At 57.2% G+C, this 23,201-nt stretch carries 18 protein-coding genes; 10 read left to right on the top strand and 8 right to left on the bottom strand.

Annotation, left to right across the window (positions count from 1 at the left end):
- Positions 1 to 69 precede the first annotated feature (69 nt).
- The 7 genes from HMPREF2787_RS00085 (at position 70) to HMPREF2787_RS00115 (ending at position 11,309) form a co-directional block, all read left to right on the top strand.
- Positions 70 to 918, top strand: a complete 849-nt coding sequence (locus tag HMPREF2787_RS00085) for an NUDIX hydrolase (RefSeq protein WP_070858078.1) — start codon at positions 70 to 72, stop codon at positions 916 to 918.
- A gap of 6 nt (positions 919 to 924) precedes the next feature.
- A complete protein-coding gene (locus HMPREF2787_RS00090; RefSeq protein ID WP_070858079.1) occupies positions 925 to 3,462 on the top strand; it encodes a hypothetical protein in 2,538 nt (845 codons plus the stop codon).
- 27 nt (positions 3,463 to 3,489) lie between these two features.
- Positions 3,490 to 7,098 carry a murein biosynthesis integral membrane protein MurJ gene (locus tag HMPREF2787_RS00095; protein WP_070858072.1) on the top strand — a complete coding sequence of 1,203 codons (3,609 nt, stop codon included), beginning with the start codon at positions 3,490 to 3,492 and terminating at the stop codon, positions 7,096 to 7,098.
- A 235-nt stretch (positions 7,099 to 7,333) separates the two neighbouring features.
- Positions 7,334 to 7,897: a sigma-70 family RNA polymerase sigma factor gene (locus HMPREF2787_RS00100; RefSeq protein WP_224783764.1), complete on the top strand. Its 564-nt coding sequence runs from the start codon at positions 7,334 to 7,336 to the stop codon at positions 7,895 to 7,897.
- A gap of 164 nt (positions 7,898 to 8,061) precedes the next feature.
- Complete coding sequence (trxB, locus tag HMPREF2787_RS00105) at positions 8,062 to 9,000, top strand: thioredoxin-disulfide reductase (RefSeq protein ID WP_049170102.1); 939 nt, start codon at positions 8,062 to 8,064, stop codon at positions 8,998 to 9,000.
- 393 nt (positions 9,001 to 9,393) lie between these two features.
- Positions 9,394 to 9,714 (top strand): thioredoxin, encoded by a 321-nt coding sequence (gene trxA / locus HMPREF2787_RS00110; RefSeq protein WP_016421730.1) that lies wholly within the window; start codon positions 9,394 to 9,396, stop codon positions 9,712 to 9,714.
- 410 nt (positions 9,715 to 10,124) lie between these two features.
- Positions 10,125 to 11,309 carry an N-acetylmuramoyl-L-alanine amidase gene (locus HMPREF2787_RS00115; RefSeq protein WP_048733139.1) on the top strand — a complete coding sequence of 395 codons (1,185 nt, stop codon included), beginning with the start codon at positions 10,125 to 10,127 and terminating at the stop codon, positions 11,307 to 11,309.
- Between the two features lie 26 nt (positions 11,310 to 11,335).
- On the opposite strand, the gene HMPREF2787_RS00120 is transcribed toward HMPREF2787_RS00115, so the two are convergent.
- From HMPREF2787_RS00120 to rpmH, 8 genes are all read right to left on the bottom strand, one after another.
- A complete protein-coding gene (locus HMPREF2787_RS00120) occupies positions 11,336 to 12,289 on the bottom strand; it encodes a hypothetical protein (protein WP_049170104.1) in 954 nt (317 codons plus the stop codon).
- Positions 12,290 to 12,300: 11 nt separating this feature from the next.
- Positions 12,301 to 13,578 carry a ParB/RepB/Spo0J family partition protein gene (locus HMPREF2787_RS00125; RefSeq protein WP_069358896.1) on the bottom strand — a complete coding sequence of 426 codons (1,278 nt, stop codon included), beginning with the start codon at positions 13,576 to 13,578 and terminating at the stop codon, positions 12,301 to 12,303.
- Positions 13,579 to 13,599: 21 nt separating this feature from the next.
- Complete coding sequence (locus HMPREF2787_RS00130; protein ID WP_048733133.1) at positions 13,600 to 14,556, bottom strand: ParA family protein; 957 nt, start codon at positions 14,554 to 14,556, stop codon at positions 13,600 to 13,602.
- A gap of 278 nt (positions 14,557 to 14,834) precedes the next feature.
- Positions 14,835 to 15,470 carry a 16S rRNA (guanine(527)-N(7))-methyltransferase RsmG gene (rsmG, locus tag HMPREF2787_RS00135; protein WP_224783766.1) on the bottom strand — a complete coding sequence of 212 codons (636 nt, stop codon included), beginning with the start codon at positions 15,468 to 15,470 and terminating at the stop codon, positions 14,835 to 14,837.
- A 320-nt stretch (positions 15,471 to 15,790) separates the two neighbouring features.
- Positions 15,791 to 16,939, bottom strand: a complete 1,149-nt coding sequence (gene yidC / locus HMPREF2787_RS00140) for a membrane protein insertase YidC (protein WP_070858073.1) — start codon at positions 16,937 to 16,939, stop codon at positions 15,791 to 15,793.
- An 87-nt stretch (positions 16,940 to 17,026) separates the two neighbouring features.
- A complete protein-coding gene (gene yidD, locus HMPREF2787_RS10795) occupies positions 17,027 to 17,359 on the bottom strand; it encodes a membrane protein insertion efficiency factor YidD (RefSeq protein WP_083326608.1) in 333 nt (110 codons plus the stop codon).
- Positions 17,319 to 17,699: a ribonuclease P protein component gene (rnpA, locus tag HMPREF2787_RS00145; RefSeq protein WP_070858074.1), complete on the bottom strand. Its 381-nt coding sequence runs from the start codon at positions 17,697 to 17,699 to the stop codon at positions 17,319 to 17,321. The genes yidD and rnpA overlap by 41 nt, the downstream gene beginning before the upstream one ends.
- 20 nt (positions 17,700 to 17,719) lie before the next feature.
- Positions 17,720 to 17,857, bottom strand: a complete 138-nt coding sequence (gene rpmH, locus HMPREF2787_RS00150) for a 50S ribosomal protein L34 (RefSeq protein WP_005511646.1) — start codon at positions 17,855 to 17,857, stop codon at positions 17,720 to 17,722.
- A gap of 693 nt (positions 17,858 to 18,550) precedes the next feature.
- Here rpmH and dnaA point away from each other — a divergent pair.
- The 3 genes from dnaA (at position 18,551) to recF (ending at position 23,201) form a co-directional block, all read left to right on the top strand.
- Positions 18,551 to 20,299, top strand: a complete 1,749-nt coding sequence (dnaA, locus tag HMPREF2787_RS00155; protein ID WP_070858075.1) for a chromosomal replication initiator protein DnaA — start codon at positions 18,551 to 18,553, stop codon at positions 20,297 to 20,299.
- A gap of 502 nt (positions 20,300 to 20,801) precedes the next feature.
- Positions 20,802 to 21,992, top strand: coding sequence for a DNA polymerase III subunit beta (gene dnaN, locus HMPREF2787_RS00160; protein ID WP_070600956.1), 1,191 nt, complete (start codon positions 20,802 to 20,804; stop codon positions 21,990 to 21,992).
- 9 nt (positions 21,993 to 22,001) lie between these two features.
- Complete coding sequence (gene recF, locus HMPREF2787_RS00165) at positions 22,002 to 23,201, top strand: DNA replication/repair protein RecF (protein ID WP_070549578.1); 1,200 nt, start codon at positions 22,002 to 22,004, stop codon at positions 23,199 to 23,201.

The following is a 23,201-nucleotide window of genomic DNA, read 5'->3' on the forward strand; positions in this document are numbered from 1 at the left end:
GATTGTGTCACGACCGACACAATACCCGCTTATACCTATAAACCCGGTAGTCTAAGTGGAATGAACAACGTGGTACGCAATGACAACTCGGTGGCGAAGAGCCGTCGACGTCGTCGGCGACCGCGCAGAAGGGGTGGCGTTTCCTCGTCCACCAACATTAGCAACGCTACTACCAGCGGAAATTCTGCGAAACGTAGTGGCTCTGGTGCCAATGGCCCCAAATCGGCCAAGCCAAACTCCGGTGGCGCCAAGAAATCTTCCAAATCACCGAAGTCGGCACGACCCTCGAAGCAGTCGAACAACCGCGGTGGCCGTAAGAACGGTCAGGATAGGAACAATCGCCGTCGTCACGCACAGACGAAGCGCACGAACAATCGCCGTGCGCACTCGTCGCGCGCGCAAAATGCGGCGCCGATGCAGACCTCGATTGAGACTTCGGCGGGCGGACTGGTCGTCTCGGGGCTTGCTGAGGCTGTCGGCGATGGCGGCAAGGTCAACCTGTCACGGATTTATGTCGCGCTGATTGGTCGGCACGATCGTCGCGGGCGCCTGCTGTGGTCGATGCCTAAGGGCCATGTCGAGCCTGGCGAAGCTTTCGATTCCACCGCCGAACGTGAGGTGTGGGAAGAAACGGGCATTCGCGGCGAGGTCATCGAAGAGCTCGGTGTGATTGACTACTGGTTTGTCTCCGATGGCACGCGGATTCACAAGACCGTGCACCATCACCTTCTGCGCTACGTCGATGGCGATTTGAACGACGAAGACCCCGAGGTCACCCAGGTCATGTGGGTTCCTGTAGACACCTTGGTGGAACGGTTGGCCTACGCTGACGAACGCAAACTGGCCCGGCGCGCGCACAATCTGCTGCCCGATCTCGCCCGCGCGGAAAAGCGAGCAGGCCGGCAGACGCCGAGGTGATTGCGCATGTTCAGGTTGCAGTTGCCAAGGAATGTTGTTCGTAAAGTCACGGCCGCCACCGCAGCGCTCATACTGTGCTTGCCGACGGCCGTTGCGCCCCCAGCTTTTGCGCAAGATGAGCAGTTGTGGGGCAGTGGCACCAATCGTGTCGGTGAACAGGGCCCCCTTCGGCTTTCGATAACCAGCTTCACTCCGCATGTCGCGGCTCTACATTCGACGCTGACCATCAAGGTGCAGGTGCACAACACCTCCGATGCAGATATCAGCAATGTTGCGCTGCGCCCACAGCGGGCCGGCGCACTGGCTTCCTCTGCAGATGCGCGGACGATTCTCGCTGAGCCTGAATCGGTGTTTGATGTGGCTGGGACCTTCAGTTCCCCCATTGAGCTGAAGGCGGGGGAGACGCGTGAAATTACGCTAAGTGTTCCTATCTCCGCACCGTCCCCAGAAGGACTCGACATCACGGAAGCTGGCACGTTTCCGCTGCTCATCAATGCTAACGGGCAACCGGCAGATGACATCGACCGCCTGCTGGCGGAAACACGCGCACTGCTACCGGTGACGGATCCGCAAGCCGCAGATGATGAGCCGGAACCGCCTGCCGGTGATGAGAACGACAACGATGAGACCGACAATTCCGATGCGCCCACCCGCCGCGACCCCGTGCCGTTTTCGCTGATTTGGCCCATCAGCCAGCCAGTGCCACTGGTCGGCGGTGAGACCGGTGACGCACCCTCGTCGCCGAATCTCATCCTCACCGACAATTCTTTGGCCGAGTCTCTCGAACGCGGTGGCCGCCTCGACGGTTTGCTCACCTCGTTGGAAAAGGGCTTTGCCGGCCCGGATGGGCAGAGGTTGCGGGAATCAACCTGCATCGCCATCGACCCGGAGACCCTCGACGCAATCTCCAGGATGACCCGCGACTACTGGATTGGCACCAGCCGCCCAAGTCCTGTGGAGTCCTCTCCGCGACTGCGGGATTCCTGGGGAAACGCGGATGACACCAATCTCACGCATATGCCCGCCAGTGACAATGCTGCCGCCTGGCTCAATCGGCTGCACGATCTCACACAGGACACCTGCACACTGTCACTGCCATGGGGCGGCACCGATGCCAGCGCCGTGGCTCGCGTGGGGGATCACGAGCTTTCGATGGAGGCACTCGCCGCTGGTCGGCAGACTATCGCCAAGCATTTGGACGTTCAGGCACTGCCGGGCCTCTATTTGCCGGCCGAGGGATACGTGACGTCGGAAAGCGCCCCGCTGTACTCGGCGGCCACGGCCCTGAACGGGACCACCCCGGAGCGCGCATTCGAAAACCGCGTAGATACCGGCGAGACGATGCCACCGTCGCCCACTCCACCCGAAGCCGCGCACGACACCACCGTGTTAGTCGCAGACAACACCGCCTTCACCGCCGATGGTCAGACACTGCGCCCCGGCCATAGTGGCGTGCTTGCCGACGGTAGCCGCGCCTTCGCCCTCCCTGGGGCACTGACAACCTCTCTGGCTGCAACAGGACGGTCTCCCCAGACTGTGGCGTATTCGAATCTGCTCGGACGCTACGATTTCCGAATCGACTCCGAGGCTGCACGGATGCAGACAGCGATTGGCACTCTGTTCCAATCATTGACTGATTCGGATGACCCTCGCGCGGCTGTGGTGGCAGCACCACCGTCCGGTTGGAATCCACGCGCTAGCGACGCTGAAGATTTCATGTCCGCGGTCCGGAAAGCCGTGGACGATAACCTGGCTGAGCTGACTCCGCTGATGGACTCCATCACCGCTTCAGCTCACGACCTGGATGCGGGCTCGGTTACTCCAATTGACAAGCTTGCCGATCCCGCGCCAGTGAGTGAGACGCTCGTGGAGAAGGCTCAGACGGCCTCCCGCGAGATCACCGACCTGACCACAATCATGTCCAACGATCCCAATGTCGCGCTGACGCGGTATGAATTCACCCGTCCCCTGCGGCACGACTTGCTGCGCTCGTTTACAACTCTCGGCCGGCGAAATCAGCTGCAGTCAACTGACGTGCAGCGGCGGAGCGAAGAACTCAGCGACCAGGCACTGATTATGAATCGACGCCTGCGCAATTCGGTGACGTTGGTAGCTCCCGGCGGTGTCTACACCCGCGCAACGCAGCTGTCGCCGATTGCGGTGCTGGCTCGTAATGGCCTGCCGCTGCCGGTTCCCGCGTTCGTGCGCGTCGGCGCTGGAGATTCGGTGTTGGAGGAGAAGTATGAGGCCGCCATCCCCGCCAAGGGGTCGGTGACTGTTCAGTTCACTCCGAAGTCGGGTGATGATGCAGAATCCACTCCGGCGACCAATGCTCCAGAGGGAGACCGGCCACGGGATAGTGGAGACAACTCCCACAACCTGTTGCTGTGGCTCGAATCACCTGGCGGCACGCCGATTTCTCGATCAGTGAGTATTTCCGTGCAATCGGGCGCTTCGGTTGGGGTTTTGGCTATCGTGACCCTCGTCATCGTCACTGTTGGTGGGTTTTTTGCCGCAAAACGGTCTCAGTACTTTCGGAAATAGACCCCCTTTTAAGCAACAATAGGACATGTGACTGACTCAGACGCGCATAAATCTGGACTTCGAGGCCGCATTCGTCGCCCCGCGCCACCGGCCCCAGTTCCGGCGGCGCGGCCAACGGCTGAATCTCAGCCGGCCGAAGCGGCCCCGGACCTAACTCGCGTATCCGGCCATAAGGCAAATGCCGATACCGCCGCTGACGCGATGACGGAATCGGCATCACCATCGCCAGCAAAGGCGGCAACTGCGACAGCAACCGCTTCCAGCGATTCCTCCGCAGGCTCGACGGCGGACGCAAATCAGGGACAGTCGAACTCGGACATCGTCGCCTCCACGGGCTCGATGGCAATCGCTACCCTGATTTCGCGCATTACGGGTTTTTTGCGAAACCTGCTCATCGGCGCGACGCTGGGTCCGGCTGTGGCTTCAGCCTTCAACGTCGCCAACACACTGCCGAACCTGATTACGGAAATCGTCCTCGGCGCAGTGCTGACTTCTCTGGTGGTGCCAGTGTTGGTGCGCGCGGAGAAGGAGGATCCAGATCACGGTGCCGCCTTCATTAGACGTCTCTTGACTGTCTCTATGACGCTGTTGGCAGTGGTGACGGTGCTGGCGGTGATAGGTGCGCCACTGTTGACCAGATTGAGCCTTAACGAGGCCGGTAAGGTCAACGTTCCGCTGGCAACGTCATTTGCGTTCTTACTATTGCCGCAGATTATCTTCTACGGCATATTTGCGCTGCTCATGGCGGTGCTAAACACCAAGGGAATCTTTAAACCCGGTGCGTGGGCACCTGTCGCCAACAACGTCGTGGCCATTGCCACGCTCTTGCTATATCTGTTCCTGCCCGGCCAGTTGAGTCCGGATTCGGACGGTTCACTCTCCGATCCGCACATCCTGCTTTTGGGTCTTGGTACCACCCTGGGTGTCGTCATTCAGGCAGCCATCATGATTCCCTACCTCAAGCGCGCGGGCATTGATTTGCGTCCGCTGTGGGGTATCGACGACCGCATCAAACAGTTCACCGGCATGGGTGTCGCGATTATCACCTACGTGGCAATTTCCCAGGCTGGTTACTTCATCACCACCAATATTGCCTCGACTGCCTCCAAGGCAGCGCCGACGATTTACCAGCAGGCTTGGCTGCTGTTGCAGGTGCCCTACGGCATCATCGGCGTTACCTTGCTGACCGCCATCATGCCGCGACTGTCCCGCAATGCAGCCGACGGCAACGATGGGGCAGTGGTCCGAGATCTGTCCATCGGTACCCGCCTGACCATGATTGCGCTGGTGCCGATCGTTGCCTTCTTCACCGCATTCGGCCGCCCCATCGCCGTCGGTCTTTTCGCGTATCTGGAGTTCCCCCGCGAAACCGCAGAGATTCTCGGCTGGACGCTGTCCTTCTCGGCGTTCTCGCTTATTCCATACGCCATTGTGCTTTTGCACTTGCGCGTTTTCTACGCCCGTGAAGAGGCCTGGACCCCGACTTTCATCATCCTCGGCATTACCACCGTCAAGGTGATTCTGTCGTTCTTCGCTCCTCGTCTGGCTTCTGACGACGAGACCGTCGTCGTGTTGCTCGGTGCCGCCAACGGTTTCGGTTTCGTCGCCGGCGCAGTAATTGGCTTCTTGCTCTTGCGCCGCACTCTCGGACACTTGGACAGTAAGGCGACCGTCCACACCGTGCTGTGGGCACTGGGGGCGTCGCTTGTCGGTGTCGCCGTTGCTTGGGGCGCATTCGCATTGACCGACCTTGTGCTGTTCGATTTCTTCGGTTCCTTCGGTGTGCTACTGCAGACCATCGTCACCGGCGTGGTCTTCCTCATCGGTACCGGCCTGGTGCTCGCTCAGGCTCCATTGGAAGAGGTCCGCGTTCTGGGTGGCTTCCTCGGCCGCATTCCGGGTCTACGTCGCTTTGCTCCGCAGCCTCATGCAGCCGACAATGCCGTCGCCGACCGTGAGGATATGGAGCGCGAACGTGGCTTCGCCGCTGATGCTTTCTCGATTGCCCCGTCGAACCTGATCGGCGAGGCCACGGGTCTGGCAAACGAGGGCTTCACCGCTTCGCCGCTGCTGCCGCCGATGCCGACGCAGGGTTCTCGCCCAACCCGCTATGTACCCGGCGAGATGGTCTCAGGTGGTCGTTTCCGTCTGCGTTCTGAAGTCGCGACCTACCCAGGTCTGCGCCTGTGGCGCGCCATGGATATGGGAGATCCCGACAACTCAGATGTCGCACTTGTCTTCGTCGACACGATTGCACTGCCGTACTACGACACTTCGCCATCGGTTGCTGCCCAGAAGATTGCCACGACGACCAACGAGCTGCGTGACCTGGCCGGCACCGGGATGTCCCGCATTCATAGCGTGGCGAAGACACGCACCGAGGTGCTCATCGTCGCCGACTGGACCAGCAGTATCGGTATTGAGCGGTTCGATCAGGCCGCCCACCCGGATGCCCTGGCACTCGCAGTAGCATCACTTGCCGAGACAATCGCCGACGCCCACGAATCTGGACGCTGCCTTGGCCTGACAAACAAGCCTGGACAATTGCGCATCAGCAGCGACGGCCACATCTACGACGCTTTCCCCGTCGTTTTGCCCGATAGCTCGCAACGTTCGGACTACAACGCGTTGCTTTCTGTCATCGACGAGCTGTTCTACAACTTGCCAAATATCCCCTCCGATATTTCTGCTGCCATCGACCGCGCGAAGCAGGTTCGCCCGGAGAACTTCAACCAAAAGGAGTCGCCAGCTCGCACACTCGCGGAGGATTTGCGCACTGCAGCGCTCGGCCCCGACTCTTCGGAGTTTCTCGCAATCGACCCCGACACCGGTGCGCGCGAATCCGTCGATGCCGACGGTGCAGCCCAATCAAACGCTCACCACACCAAGAATCGCACCCGCGCATTCAGCACCGGCGCAGTCGTTGTCGGTGTAGTCATTGTCGGTGCACTTGTCGCCGCGGGCATCTTTGGTCTGGTTAACCGTTCCTCAGACGCACCGATTAACTCCGAGTCCGTACGACGCGGCCCGGCTCCGATCACGACGCTTTCGCTTGCCGACGCTAACGAGTGGCAGGCCGACAGCGACAACCCGGCAGCCGGTCCAGACAATCCAGACATGGCTGAGCTGACCATCGATAGTGACGAGGAAAGCTTCTGGGTAACTTCGACTTACCTCAGCCAGTTCGGCAATCGTCCAGAGGACTTCAAACCTGGCGTTGGTATTCGGGTCACTCTCGATGAACCGGCAACCATTCGAGAGCTTAAGGTCGCGGCGACCCCGGGCGCACACATTGAAGTTCGCGGCCTACGAGATGCTGACTCGACGAACTTGGATGACACAACGGTTCTCGGAAGCGCTACTGCCACCTCAGGTACGACGACCATCGAAATCGATAGCCGCGACACTGAGTGGAAGAACCTTGTTGTCTGGATCTCCGGCTTGCCGACGGCTGCGGAAGCGGTAGCCGACAGCGACTCAGACACTGACGCTGATACAGATGCTGATACAGATGCTGAGTCGCAGAATTCCGATGCGGACAACCCACTTGTCGGCGACCGCAATCTGGCTGAGCAATCCCCGGATTCGTTGCTGCCAGTTGCAATTGGCGATATCCAGGTGCGTGGTACGGAATAACGCTCTGAGCTTGCCTTAGGCGGCAACAGTTTAAGTTGTCCCAAGTTATCCACAGCTACTGGGACATTTTGAAATTCATCCACAGCCCGCGGTCTCCACGGCAGTTTTGCCAAGCGGAGAGCGCGGGTTTCGTGTTTGCATAGGAGCCATGAACTTTGGGGGAAGAAATCGAATTGGGGACAGTCACCGTAAGGCCCGCATGGGTCGGCGACTGGGGGATTGTGGCGTCGTCGGTATGCAAAAGCATGCATCTGCGGACGAGGTCGATCGTGAATTATTGAAGGCGCACCTGGCGGGGGATCGTCGCGCGTTCGCGGTGTTGGCACGGCGTTATTATCCGCAGTTGGTAGCGATGGCGCGGCGCTATCGTCGGGATGATTTCGATCCCTTGGATGGGGTACAGGAGGGGCTGGCGCGGGCAATTGCGGGGGCGGCGAATTTTCGCGGGCGTTCGACGGTGGCGACGTGGCTGACGTGCATCGTGAAGAATGCGTGTATTGACCACAACCGCGGTCGTTTCGGGGAGATCCCTCTCTGCGATAAGGAGGAGGATTTTGAGACGTTTATGAGTTCACAGCCGATTCCCTGCCCGGATGTTCCGCTACGTGTGACTATGGCCGCCGCATTGGAGCAGCTGCCAACGGATCAACGGGATGCCCTGCTGTACTTGGACATCTTTGGATATTCGCTGCAGGAGACCTCTCGCAGTATTGGGCAGCCGAGCGGGACGTTGAAGTCTCGGCGGGCGCGGGCGCGTCGTACGCTTCGGCGACAATTGGAAGAAGTGCAGGTGGCCTAACAACTGCGGAGCAGGGGAGAGGCTGGGGGAATAGAGATGGCTAACCTCACGTTGGTTGAGGTGGCTGGTTCCGGTAATTTCTTTCCCGGAGCTGAAAAATTTGCTTACTACTGAGCATCACTGTGCGCCATGTGATGTGAGAGATAAAAATTATAGGAGTCTTCATGAGCGATATCGTTCACGACCTGATCATCGTCGGTTCCGGTCCCGCCGGTTACACGGCTGCCACCTACGCAGCCCGTGCCGACCTGAAGCCTGTGGTGTTCGAGGGCATCGAGTTTGGCGGCCTGCTTATGACGACTACCGATGTGGAGAACTACCCAGGTTTCTCCGAGGGCATCATGGGCCCAGAGCTGATGGATCAGATGCGCGCACAGGCAGAGCGCTTCGGCGCTGACCTGCGCATGGAGATTGTCGATCGCATGGATCTCACCGGCGATATCAAGTCTGTCTGGGTTGGCGAAGAAGAGCACAAGGCTCACGCTGTCATCCTGGCAACCGGTGCCGCTCCGCGTTATGTCGGTGCTCCGGGTGAGCAGGCGCTGCTTGGTCATGGTGTCAGCGCCTGTGCCACCTGTGATGGTTTCTTCTTCCGCGACCACGATATCGCCGTCATCGGCGGCGGTGACTCCGCAATGGAAGAGGCAACCTTCCTTACCAAGTTCGCCCGCTCGGTGACGATTGTCCATCGCCGCGATGAGTTCCGTGCGTCGAAGATCATGGTCGAGCGCGCGCAGAACAATGACAAGATTCGCTTTGCGACGAACAAGGTTGTGTCCCAGGTTCTTGGTGAGGACAAGGGTTCGGTTACCGGTCTCGAGCTGGAAGACACCGTCACTGGTGAGAAGTCCGTCCTGGATGTGACTGCCATGTTCGTAGCAATTGGCCACGAGCCACGTTCGCAGATGGTTCGCAATCAGCTGGATTGCGATGAGAATGGCTACATTCAGGTAGCCGCTCCGAGCACCCAGACCTCTCTCAAGGGCGTCTTTGCGGCGGGCGATGTTGTTGACTCGCATTACCAGCAGGCAATTACCGCCGCTGGTTCTGGCTGCAAGGCTGCGCTGGATGCTGAGCACTACTTGGAAACTGTTACTCGGTAGATGACAGCAGGGCAGTCGCACTAGCTGGATAAACACCTAATAGTTGGGGTATCGCAATTGTTGGATAAGCCCTACGATTGCAGATATCCAACTATGGGGAATATCCGATAGTCGGTAAGCCCAATTGTTGTTAGCTGTAGCTCAATCAGGGTGCAGCGGGACGTGTTATAGCCCGGTACGCCCCGTACTCATCGAGCACTTGCAGCGTTCTCAAGAACACCATTAATTAACAATTTAGTACTTCACTCGCACCACCGGAAGCCCTAATTTTTGACGCCTTGAGCGCCAAATCCGTACGCGAGGCTGAAGAAGCTAGGTTGAAAAATTAGAATCAAGACCACAAAACAAAACCACTAAGAACTCAAACGAGCTCATTCTAAGGAGAAGAATTTCATGGCTCCGGTAACCGTCACCGCCAACACCTTTAAGTCCGATGTCCTCGAATCCGATAAGCCGGTGCTTGTTGATTTCTGGGCAGAGTGGTGTGGCCCGTGTAAGAAGATTGCTCCCGTTTTGGACGAGGTTGCGACCGAGCTCGATGGCAAGGCCGTCATCGCCAAGGTCAACGTCGATGAGGAGCGTGCACTGGCTGGCATGTTCCAGATTATGTCCATCCCAAGCCTGCTCCTATTCAAGGACGGCAAGAAGGTCGAAGAGATTCGCGGAGTCCGCCCGAAGGGCGAAATCACGTCGCTCATCGAAAAGCACCTTTAAAAGAACTTGGGGTTGCTCCTTATCCGATACGAGGTTACGACTGCCCACCCGTCACTTCGCTACTGCCACCTTCGTTGGACACACCCCATTATGATGTGACTGAAGTTGTGGTTGTGATTTAGAGTTAGTCCTGGGGTTCTGCCGTCGGGCTAGCCGACGCGCCCTCGTAACAATCAATTCGCGCCTGCGACCTGGTAATCTTGCTGGAAATGGCGGTTTACGTCTTCCTTAATACCGTGAAGGAACCAGGTTGCCGCCAACTTGAGAGGTATTGCTGACCATATCCTCTGAGAGTGCGCGGGATTTCTTAACTGAAGTTTCGTTTAGCTCACTGGCCAGTAATACTGATTAAGTGTTGTGAGGACCCACAACGGCCTAAACATAATTGTGGAGTTCGGAAGGGAGTTTTCGTGCCAGAGTTTCTGAAGGTGGGCGATAGGTCACCTCGTGTAGCCGAGGTACGTTCTACCCTGGCTCGTCTTGGGCTTCTGCCCAATTGGGAGGGCTCAGCCGCGGAGGAGAACTCGCCTCAGTGGTCTGGTGACGATGACCTCTTTGATGAGGACATGCGCAACGCTCTTCTGGCGTTCCAACAGTCCCGCGGTGTCTATGCCGACGGGATTATCCGCGACAGCACCCTGCGCCTACTGCGAGAAGCCTCGTACACTCTGGGCACCCGCGTACTGTCCTACGATCCACTGTCACAAATGACCGGTGAGGACGTAGGCGTTCTCCAAGCTACCTTGCAGGAACTCGGCTTCCACGATGCCCGAGTAGACGGCCACTTTGGCCCGAAGACCGATGCCTCTGTACGTGAATACCAGCTCAATTACGGGCTGGAGCCCGACGGTATCTGTGGTCCCGTTACTCTCCGGGCGCTCAGCTACTTGGGCAGGAGGGTTACTGGTGGCTCTGTAAACGCCTTCCACGAGAAGGAAATACTGCGCACGATGGGGCCGAAGCTCTCTGGAAAGCGCATTGTCATTGATCCAGGTCTTGGGGCAGGGGAGCCCGGCATTGTGGTCGACGGCCCTTACGGTCAGATTTCTGAAGAAGAGATTCTTTGGGATTTGGCCTCTCGCATTGAGGGTCGCCTTGTCGCGGCAGGTGCAGAGACTATTCTGTCTCGTCCTCGTACCGACAATCCGTCCATCGAGGATCGCGCTGAGATGGCCAACGCATTTGGCGCTGACGTCTTCATCTCCCTGCAGGCTGACCACTATCACAACAACCGCGCCAGCGGTATTGCGACCTTTTACTTTGGCTCGATGAAGGGCTCCAACTCCATTCTGGGCGAACAGCTCTCTGGCCTTATCCAGCGAGAGATTGTTGCCCGTACGAGCCTGGTAGACTGCCGCTCGCACGCCCGTACCTGGGATCTCCTCCGTCTGACCAGGATGCCCACGGTGGAAGTCGCCGTTGGTTACCTGACCAACGAGGATGACGTCGCAATTCTTTCTTCCCCAGATCAGCGGGACGTAATTGCCGAATCTATCGTTGTCGCTGTAAAGCGTCTGTACCTGGGCGATGAAGAGCAGCAGCCAATGACCGGCGCTTACAGCTTTGCGCAGCTGATTGAAGAGGAAAAAGCCTAAACACGGCTGACCAATGAAACCCAGCGCTAAAGACTGAACAGCTTTGAGCGCATAAAGGGTTCTTTCGCACTTAGATCCAACGCATGGCCGATTTCTTCGTCCCAGTCCAATTCCGCATCCAACTCGATACGGAGTTTCGGATGAATCGGATGTGGAGTCACCACCCGAAACCCGGAGTCAAGAAGGGTTCGCGTACGAATCAAATCACCGGCGTTATGGTTAATCGCCGCCAACGAATCTGAAATACACGGCTTTGGATTCAGCTTTTCTTCGAGTTGCGCTTCGAAATCAGCGATTAGATTCTCCGTACCGTCGTCAGGCGTTGGCGACGACGGCGTGGATGCCGACATAGAATCCGCCGTGCCACTGCAACCAAACGCTTCTACCGCTGAAATCCCGCGCAGCGCGAGCTTGTGCAGAGCGGTCACAATGAGCACGCGGAGCATGTCATCGTCAACCTCTAAAGCGTTGTAATGCAGACTCGTCAGCGCAATCGCATCCGGCGATATTGGTCCGGAAGGCATGGAAAATGTCGTCGGGCAGAAGCGTGGCGGAGCAAAGAGCAGCGTGCCGACGGTCTCAAGTTTCCCATCGATAAGTGATGCCGGTGGCTTTCGTCGTAGTGAATATCCGCACGGTCCCCAGGAAAGGTAGACGGTATTGAGCCATGCTTCCTTCTCCAAGCGCACCTGGGCGGCTAAATCAGGGCTTAAATCGCCATTTAAGAGGCTTTCACTAGCTCCGCCTGGCCGAGTAGGGGGTTGGCCGTCCGAATGCTTTAAATCACCGTTGAGCGCTTCATCCTCTTCTGGCGTGCTGGGGTCCAAATTAGGTTCGCGCGGCTCAGTCGAGAACTGGGGTAGGGCAGTTGCTGTACGGATATGCTCCATGCCCTGTTCCCAAAACAGGCTTAACATCGTCTCTGGATAGATTCCTTCGATGTCGGCCAGCGAAATTTTCTCGATGAATACTTCAGTCACAGTAACCGGGTTTACTCTTCGTCGAGATGCATCAGTGACATGATGCGATCAAAGTCCTCGAGGTTGCCGAATTCGATAACGATTTTGCCCTTACGCTTGCCCATCTGGGCAGTCACCTTCGTATCAAAAGAATTGGACAGGCGGTCAGCCCAATTGTGAAGGACCTCCGGCTGCGGAGTGGGCTCGCGGTGCTGCTTTTTCGGTCGCTCGCCGGCATTGAGTAATGTCACTGCTTCTTCGGTCGCACGGACGGATAGTCCTTCAGCAACAATTCGCTCGGCGAGGCGCTGCTGTTCTTCCTTACCTGCCTTAACTCCAAGCAAGGCGCGTGCGTGACCAGCCGACAGAACACCGACCGCTACTCGTCGCTGTACCTCCACCGGCAACTGCAAGAGTCGAATCATGTTGGTAATAACGGGCCGCGAGCGACCGATTCGATCCGCCAGCTCTGCCTGAGTTACACCAAACTCTTCGAGTAGCTGCTGGTACGCAGCGGCCTCTTCGAGTGGGTTCAGCTGAACGCGATGGATGTTCTCTAGTAGGGCATCGCGAAGCATGTCCTGGTTTGGAGTATCGCGAACGATGGCGGGAATCGTGTCGACCCCAGCTCGCTGAGAAGCACGCCAGCGACGTTCACCCATGATGATTTCAAACTCGGGTTGCGGCGCGTTCGGATCTTCCTTACGCGCTGCCTCGAGTGCGGCCGCACGACTACCCTCAGAGATTGGTCGTACGATAATCGGCTGCAATAGACCGAACTCACGAATAGAGTGAGCGAGCTCATTCAGGGGCTCCTCATCGAAGACCTCTCGTGGCTGCTTCGGGTTCGGCGTGATCAGCTTCAAGTCGATCTCGCGATAGGTCGCGCCAAACTCGTTTGCGGCCGAAGCGTCAACATCGGTCGGCTCCGCGCTGCTATGGTCCGCTACTCCCGACGTCGCCGAGGGCAATGTTTCACGTGAAACATCGCTAGACTTACCAATAGCCTTATCGTCACTGTGACGTTTCTGCGCCTCATCGGTATGAGGCTTGCTCTGGCCGGATTTTGCAGATTTTCCGGCGTTTTTCCCTTCAGTCAACGAGGTGCCGGATCCCGTCGCGGCTGCCCCCAGTACGTCGGCAACTCCGCTACTTCCAGGCTGCTTCGTCCCCTGGGTACGGCGGGGACCGAAGATAATATCCGCGGCACTCTCACCTACCGAGGGGTTAGCCGCCGGAGCAGTTGGGATCAGCGCGGCGATACCGCGACCGAGCCCTCCCTTGCGGTTCTCCTTTTTTTGATTCGACATCGGTAACTACTCCTAGTGGCTTTAATTTGTCTCAGTGGAATTGGACGGGGTAGGGGAGGAAGCTGGTTTTTGCCCAATCGCACTTCCACCCGAAACTGCTGAATAGTCGCCACGCGTTGCCAATTCCTTCGCGGCGTCAAGATAAGCAACTGCGCCCCGAGACCCTGGATCGTAGGAAATTACGGTCTGCGAATATCCCGGCGCCTCCGATACCTTCACAGATCGAGGGATGAGATTACGTAGCACAACCTCACCGAAGTAGTTACGAACCTCATTGGCAACTTCTTCCGAAAGCTTGGTGCGGCCATCGAACATAGTGAGCAGCACAGCAGAAATATGTAGCTCCGGATTGAGATGCTGACGAATCATCTGCACGTTATTCATCAGCTGAGTCACACCCTCCAAGGCGTAAAACTCACACTGAATCGGGATCAAAACCTCGTTGGCGGCAGTCATCGAATTCAGAGTCAACAGACCGAGCGAAGGAGGGCAGTCAATAATGAGAAAGTCAAAGCCGTTGTCAATCAGGTACTGATCTGACACTGCATCGAGAAGTCGGCGCTCACGGTTCAGGAGCGAGACCAGCTCAATCTCGGAGCCCGCCAAGTCCAATGTCGCTGGCACACAAAAGAGATTCTCAGATTCAGGGGAACGCTGGATGACATCGTCAATCTGTAGTTCGCCAATTAGAAGCTCATACGTCGACGGGGTCCCGGAAACATGCTCAATCCCCAGGGCCGTAGAAGCATTTCCCTGCGGGTCATTATCGATGACTAGCACCTTGAGACCATGCCGCGCGAGCGCCGACGCGATGTTGACTGCCGAAGTGGTCTTGCCCACGCCACCCTTCTGGTTGGCGATAGTAATACGGCGCGGGCGTTCGGGGCGTGGAAGCGATAAACGGTTCGGGGCCTTAACTTGCGCTGCCCGTTGAGCTGCCGCAGCGATGGGTGTGTCTTGCCAGGACTTCCGGCTCATTAACTATTCCCCTTACAAGCACAGCAATCACCAATCATGGCCACTGGAGTGCGAATAAAAACTTAGTAACTATCTGCAAAAGCGTAATCATCAAGCCCCAACAAGCGTTAGACGCCGACGATTGTGGAAATGTTTCACGTGAAACATCCACCTTGGCCGGTAGGACTTTGCCATACCGCGATACTTATCCCACTCTAGCCCGACGGCACTACGCGCCTCAATGTCGAAACCAAAACACAAGCGAACCGGCAGTGGAGTAGGGGAGGGGGACTTACAACCTACTTCTTCTGAATAATCACGGCGTACGTCGAAGTTCCCAACACGGAACCGCCAACCTCTACAACGCGGGGATTAGTTCCCTTCGCCTTGGCAATAAGCTTTGCGTCCCGATCAATCTCCTCTTGCGCAGTTCCACCCTTCAGTGCAACCATCGCGCCTCCGGATTTAACTAAAGGAAGCGACCAGCCCGCCAATTTCCCAAGAGGGGCAACAGCGCGAGAAGTGACGACATCTACTTGGCCAACCTCAGCGCGAACCACTTTCTCCTCAGCGCGGCCGCGAACCACGGTCACATTGTCCAGCTCGAGATCTTCCACAACCTCGTTCAAGAAAGTCGTACGGCGCAGCAATGGTTCCACAAGAACCACCTTCAAATCTGGTCGTGCAAGAGCAAGCGGAATCCCGGGCAAGCCTGCCCCCGAACCAATGTCCGCAACTAGAAGCCCTTTGCCTATCGCTTCTCCAACTACCGCAGAATTGATAATGTGCCGATCCCACAGCTTTGGAGTTTCACGTGGCCCAATCAAACCTCGGACTGTAGCCTCCTCAGCCAACCATGAATGGTAGCGGTATGCTCGATCGGCATTCCCTCCAAACACGGTATCTATCACCGAACGCAGATCCGGATCGACCAAACCTGCGGAGGCTTCTTGATTATCGACGTCTTTCGCGGAGTTACTCAACAGTTCCACTAACCTTTCCAATGGGGCAGCTGTGCCGTCACCCGTCGAGCTTTTCATTACCCCTAGTGTACGACAGTGCAACAGCCATGTTTCACGTGAAACATTGACCGGAGTTGGATGCCAAACTCCAGGCCCCACAGAAAATTACATGCCTGTAATAACAGCGACGTTGTCTGCGCGATAGAGTACCAAGGCAAGCAAAAACGCCCCGCATCAACTGCGGGGCGTTTCGATTAATTAACTTATGTAGACGAAGGGCGATTCCACTTCAGCTATTTCTTTTTCCGCTTCCGGTTCTTCCGATTTGCGGGTTTCTGTCCTGGCGCTGGCTTCGAGACTGGGCCCTGCTGTCCCTTCCCCGAATTACCATCCGGAAGATGGCTAGAAGCCTTGTTCGCTGCAGAGGCCTGACCGGACTGCGCCTGCTGCGCATTCTGCGCTGCCTGACGCTTGCCACCCTTCTTCGGATTGATTGGCTTCTGGCCAACCTTCGGAGCGAGCTTCTCCTGTGCCTCGCGCTTGGCAGCCTTCTTAGCTGCGACAGCTTCCTTCTCTTCCTCATCCAGCTTGCCGAAGATGTAGCGCTGCTGGAAGTAGGTCCAGACGTTGTTAGTCACCATGTAGACAAGAAGGCCGATGTGCCAGAAAGCACCGGTAACAAGAATCATGATTGGGAAGAACCAAAGCATCATCTTGTTCATCATGTCCATCTGCTGACCCATAACGCCTTCCTGGCGCTTCACCAGACCGGCTTCCTGGCGGGCACGCGTGCGCTCAACAGACATGCGAGCGTTGAAGTGCGTTGCCAATGCCGCGATGACAATCAGCGGAATGGCAACGATCATGATGTCCATGCGGGTGAAGTCCGCAGGCGTACCAGGCACAGTAAAGGCTGCGTATTGATCCTCACCCATACCAACCGAACTGGACAGTGGAGCATTGAGCACACGAGCCAGCAGGAAGGACCGCACCTCATCTACGCCGAAGATGTAGTTAGGCGTATTCCAGTTCTGTTCCACCGACATGCCGAGCGCATTGCCCGACGTACCCGTTCGGTTGAACGAACGCAACACGTGGAAAAGACCAATGAACACAGGCATCTGAACCAGAATCGGCAGACAGCCGCCGAGCGGGTTGACACCCATTTCCTTCTGTAGCTGGCGCATAGCAAGGGCCTGCGCCTGCTGATCGTTCTTGTACTTCTCCTTGATCGCCTGCATCTCAGGAGCGAGTTGCTGCATCTTGATGGCAGAACGCTGCTGGTTCAGCATCGGCTTAAACAGGAGGATACGGATGGTGACCACAAGCAAAACAATGGCCAGCACCCAGGAGATACCCGAGGAGGGATCGAATAGGAAACCTGAGGCCTTATGCCAGAACCACAGGATGGCCGAAATCGGCCAATACACGAAATTGAGCACGGTCTAAGATCACTCCGTTCTTTAGGGGGACAGCGCACTCGCGCCTTCGTCTACAAAGCCCGGTCAAAGGCTAAGCATTACTAGAGGTTACCTGTGCATTCGCTTCAACCACGAACCCAGGCCGGGGAATGTGGCGGGAACTGGATCCCAGCCGCCCGGATGCCAGGGTGCGCAACGGAAGATACGCAGGAGAGTCAGCCACAGGCCACGAATTGCTCCGAAGCGACGTACCGCCTCAAGACCATATGCGGAGCACGTCGGTTCAAAACGACATGTGCTGGTCGGCTTCAGGTTAGAGATGCGACGGCGATAGAAGAGAATCGCCCGCTCCGCCACACGTGCACCAGGGCCGTGGGCGAGGGGACCGTCGTCAAGCGAATTATCGCCGACGTTCGTATGTGGCGAGTGCCGATTGCACATCGTGGGACAGCTCCTGGCTGGTGGCTGTGGCAGATGCGGGCAGCGCGCGAACGACAATGTCCATGGTGGACGGAAGATTCTGCGCGGCCGCGGCCATAACATGGCGGAGCTTGCGGGATACAGCGTGACGAGTCACGGCGTTGCCCACAGCTTTAGATACGACAAGACCGACACGCGGACCACCAAACCTGGCAATCTGCGTATCGGTCTTATCTTCACCGCCAGAAGCGGCGGTGTCACGAATATGCAAGACCAAGGTCTTGCGTCCGACTCGGCGTCCACGTCGTACGGTGACCGTGAAGTCACGCGAAGAACGCAGCTTATTGCTCTGAGGGAGCACCGAAATCGGCGTCCTCTTACTTAAGCGGACAGGCGGGCACGGCCCTTGCTGCGGCGTGCTGCCACAACGGCGCGACCGGAACGGGTACGCATACGGGTACGGAAGCCGTGCACGCGTGCACGACGGCGGTTATTCGGCTGGAACGTCCGCTTCGACACGGTTGACACTCCTTGAAACTCAAACGACCACGAGTCCACGCTGAACACACCGCAGTGAACCCTCGCTTCGAGTGCGAGGCAGCGATGCGTCTGACGCATTCCCGTGATGCACGGAAAAATTACTTACCGACAGATTGAAAGCTACATGCGTTCTGTCGGGTCCAAGCACAAGCTCGGACTCATATCTCAATGGATATGAAACACCCAGATAGGGTACGTCGAATCGAGCGAGAAATTCAAATCAACACGCCGGATTTACCTGGAGAATGATTTTCCAGGTTTTCCGACGGTACCAATGTTGACCTGTGGAAATACTGACCTATGCACTGCAATCCACAGGGTGTTTATCCAATCAGCTGTGGATAACTTTCACACCATGAATCACAGCGAGCAGGGGAAATAACGCGTTTACCTAGGTAAACGCAGACTAGGGGGCTATTTTTCATTGTGGGCAAACTGTGGATAAACTGTTAGTCAATTAGCGACGAAGTTTATCCACAGGTGTGGACAAACATGTGGAAGTCCTGCTCGGGGCGTATAGCGCCTTGTGCAGAAACACCCCACAGGGCGAATTACAAGAAATAGCCCCCAAATGGGCATATATGGCGCTCTCGCCATGCCAAAAACACTCCACAAAAACAGGTCGCCTCGATAAATTTGATGAACGTAAACATGTAAAAGGACATTCACACAGTGAGCGAACAACCAGAATTGCCAGGTGGACTCTGGGAGCAGGTCGTTTCTATCCTGACTTCACCAGAAGGTGCGCCGGAGTTGGGTATTGCACCACTACGCCCGCCACACAAGGCACTGCTGCGGTCAGTGACGCACACTGGTGACTTTCCAGGTTTTTTCCTGCTCAGCACTCAATCGCCAGTGGTGCAGGCGCTGGTAAAAGAAGAGCTCAAGGGCATTATCGAGGCCGTCTTAGCTTCGCTGACCGGCGAGGAGTTGGAAACGGTCATCACCGTTGCTGATCCTGCTGACGACGCTGAAGATAGCCAGGCAGCAGAGACCACTCAATCACCTGCACAGCACTCGGGACAGACCCCATCTGCAGCTTCGCGTCCGCAGCAAGCTCAGCGTCAACAGCCAAACCAGCAGCACCAGCAGCAGTCTGGCCGTAACTACCCGTTCCCCAGTGCAGATACGAACGACTTCAATCTCCACGAGCAGCACCAGGGATCGACGCAGACGCCACAAGTCCCGCAGACGCACCAGCCGAATGTCCATAATCAGCAGGGTGCCCAGTCACAGCACCGATCGATGGACGCAGTGGATTCAATGGCGCAGGGGCTTTCGCACTCATCTGCCGAGAATCCGATGACTATTGCTGATCAGCGCCAGGTCACAAGTCCTTTCCGTTCCGAGAGCCACGGCACTCCAACCGAGATGAGCATGCCTTTCGAGGAGCCCACCCTCAACCCGAACTACACCTTCGAGACCTTCGTTATTGGTCCGCAGAATAAGTTCGCTGCCGCAGCCGCCGTCGCTGTTGCAGAGTCTCCGGGGCGCACCTACAACCCGCTGTTTATCTCCGGCGGTTCGGGTCTTGGCAAGACGCACCTGCTCCACGGCATTGGTCACTACGCCAAGCATTTGTACCCTAACCTGCGGGTTCGCTACGTTTCCTCGGAAGAGTTCACCAACGACTTCATTAATTCCGTGCGTGACGACGCCCAGGAATCCTTCAAGCGTCGCTATCGCGATTTGGACATGCTCATCATCGATGACATCCAGTTCTTGGAGGGCAAGGAAGGTACACAGGAAGAGTTCTTCCATACGTTCAATGCCCTGCACCAGTCCAACCACCAGATTGTGCTGTCGTCGGACCGCCCACCGCGGGAGCTTAAGACCCTGGAGGATCGCCTTCGTACCCGGTTCCAGTGGGGGCTCAATCCGGATCTGCAATACCCGGACTTGGAGACGCGAATCGCAATTCTGTCGAAGAAGGCACAGCTGTCTGATTTGGTCGTTCCGCATGATGTACTCCAGTACATCGCGGAGAACACCTCGTCTTCTATTCGTGAGCTCGAGGGGCGTCTCCTGCAGATTAGCGCTCATGCATCCATGATTCATGAGCCTGTGACCTTGAAGTTTGCGCAGGAGATCCTCGGTGCCGACGAAATCGAGGTGCAGATTACCCCGGAGATCATCATCTCCACCACGGCTGAGTACTTCGACCTAACGGTTGCGGATTTGGTGGGCCCGGGTAAGACTCGCCCGGTCGCTCATGCACGCCAGATCGCGATGTACCTGACGAGGTCCTTCACCGAACTTTCGTTGCCGTCGATTGGCCGGGAGTTCGGAAATCGTGACCATTCGACGGTTTTGCACGCTGAACGCAAGATTGTTAAGGAAATTCAGGAGAAGAAGCCCTCAAAGGACCAGGTCAACGACCTGACTACACGCATTCGTGACCGAGCTCGCGGCACGGCTTAAAAACCTTGGGCTCGGCGTGCGGAATTCTTGTTATTAACTGCGGTTTTTCCGTGCACAGAGCTGTGGACAACTCGTAAATTTTGTGGATGAAAGATGAAACCCGAACGCTATCCACAGACACCCCAAGTTATCCACAGTTAGACGCACTGGTTATCCACAGCTCGAAACCAGTGAAGACCAGGGGGAATCATGTAATTTCACAATGTGCACACCCCCTATTACTACTCCCGACTTTAAAAATCTCTAGAAACTTCTAGATAAAAGGGGGCCTGCGCACAACCTCGGGCAAACAACCTCTGGCGCACAACTTCATAAATGCCAAGAACGAGTAAGAACTACGATTAAGCACTAGACGGACTACAAGAATCCCAGTGAGGTCTTTGGCAGTCTGCAGTAGAGTTGTACGATGGAATCTTTGTAACTCCAGTCATGTGCGCTGACATAGCGTGCTGACAACACAAAAGACGGCTAATAACAGACATCCAATACCGGTGGAGGAACGATGGAGCAGACCGATGTCCGTATTCGCGCGGCTAAGGACGATCTCGCGGGTGCGGTGAGCTGGGTTGCTCGTAACCTGCCTGCACGTCCGACTCAGCCGATTCTGCGTGGCATGATTTTTCTCGCGGATGACAATGGTCTGCAGCTCGCTGGCTATGACTACGAGGTCTCCACTCAGATTCGTATTAGCGCAGAGGTCGATGAGCCCGGTCGCTTCGCCGTCAATGGCAAGTTGGTTTCTGACATTGTCTCTAAGCTGCCGAATAAGCAGGTAGAGATGCACTTTGATGGCACGAAGGTCATCGTTCGCTGTGGTTCTTCCCGCTTCGAGCTGCCAAGTCTGACCTTGGAGGATTACCCGCAGCTACCAGAAGCTCCGGCTGCTACCGGCACTGTCGATGCCGCTCTGTTGGCTGAGGCTATTGGTCAGGTCGCTATCGCTGCCGGCAAGGATGAGTCGCTGCCGATGCTGACCGGTATCCGGATGGAAACCGAAGGTAACGAGGTCACTCTCGCTGCCACCGACCGTTTCCGCCTGGCGGTTCGCAGTTTCGAGTGGGAGCAGATCCCGGAGGGGGAGACCAAGCTGCTCATCCCGGCAAAGACCTTCGCGGAGACTGCCCGCACTCTCGATACCACTTCCAGCGAGCCAGTGACCTTGGCATTCGGCGACGGATCCGATGATCGTGAGGTCGGCTCCGAAGGTCTGCTGGCTATCCTCGCCGATCCTCGTCGCACTACCACGCGACTGTTGGACGCCGAGTTCCCGAAGTTCCGTCCGCTGCTGCCGAAGCAGCATTCCTCCATGGCTGTTGCCCGCGTTGACCAGCTGCAGGATGCCATCCGTCGTGTGTCTTTGATGGCGGATCACGGTGCACAGATTCGCATGGACTTCTCCGACGGCCAAGTTGTCCTTTCCGCTCATGGCGACGAAGTTGGTCACGCAGAAGAGACTGTGGCCTGCAACTTCTATGGGGAACCACTTCTGATCGCCTTCAACCCGCAGTACCTGCTCGAGGGGCTCAGCGCTGTTCGCTCCCACCGCGTTCTGCTGGGCTTTACGCAGCCGTCGCGTCCCGCGATTCTCATTCCAGAGCCGGAAGCTATCCCGGAGCTCGGTGAGGACGGCTTCTACCCAACGCCGGAGACCGACTTCACTTACCTGCTGATGCCTGTACGCCTGCCGGGCTAGTCTGCGGCTATGCACATTCGGTATTTGTCCTTGCGGGACTTCCGCTCCTGGCCGGAGTTGGAAGTCGAGTTCACGCCTGGAATTACCGTATTTACCGGGCAAAATGGCTACGGCAAGACCAATATCGTCGAGGCCGTTGGGTATCTCTCCACGCTCGGCTCGCATCGAGTGTCTACGGATGCTCCGCTGGTTCGGTCGGGGACCCCGTCGGCACGCATTTCGGCGACGGCGGTCAATGATGGCCGCGAGCTGACGGCGCATCTGCTCATCAATCCGCATCGCTCGAATCAGGCGCAGATCAATCGCACGCGGCTGAAGTCTCCGCGGGAGCTGCTGGGGATCGTTAAGTCGGTCTTTTTCTCGCCCGAGGATCTCACGCTGGTCAAGGGCGAGCCCGCTTCCCGTCGCCGATACATCGATGATTTGCTCGCTTTACGACGGCCACTGTCCGCCGGTATCCGCATTCAATATGACAAGATTTTGCGTCAGAAGAATGCGCTGCTGAAGTCGGCGGGCTCGACGCTGCGCCGTGGCTATTCTTCCTCGGAGGGGCAGGCCGCACTGAGCACGCTGGATACCTGGGATGCGCAATTGGCGCAGGTGGGAGCGGCGTTAATGGCTGCGCGCATGGATTTGATCGCCGAACTGTCGGAACACGTCAGCGAGGCCTATGCCACGCTTGCCCCGCACTCGCGCCCAGCCACGATTGCCTATGCGCCGAAGGTCGACAGTCTGGATGGCGGGCCATTGCCCAGCGAACCGGAGCTGCTCGAGGCACTGCTGCTGACGAAGATGGCGGAGCGCCGCACCGCGGAGATTGAGCGCGGTTCCTGTCTCGTTGGTCCGCATCGCGATGATCTCAACCTCATTCTCGGCAATGACCCCGCCAAGGGCTTCGCTAGCCACGGCGAGACCTGGTCTTTTGCACTCGCGCTGCGTCTCGGCGCGTACTTTTTGCTCCGTGCCGATGGGCCCGACCCGATCTTGGTGCTTGACGACGTGTTTGCGGAGCTCGACCGGCATCGTCGGGAAGCTCTCATGGAAATCGCGCAGCAGGCTGAGCAGGTGTTGATCACCTCGGCGGTGGGGGAGGAGTTGCCTCAGGCACTGGTCGAGGATTCTTCTGTCACTCATCACACGGTGACGGTGGCGCAGACTGAGCAGGGGCGAATCTCACTGCTGGATGAAAACCCAGTCGCGGAAGAGTGA

It is taken from the genome of Corynebacterium sp. HMSC061H03, from assembly GCF_001838215.1.
GTDB classification, from domain to species: Bacteria; Actinomycetota; Actinomycetes; order Mycobacteriales; family Mycobacteriaceae; genus Corynebacterium; species Corynebacterium jeikeium_D.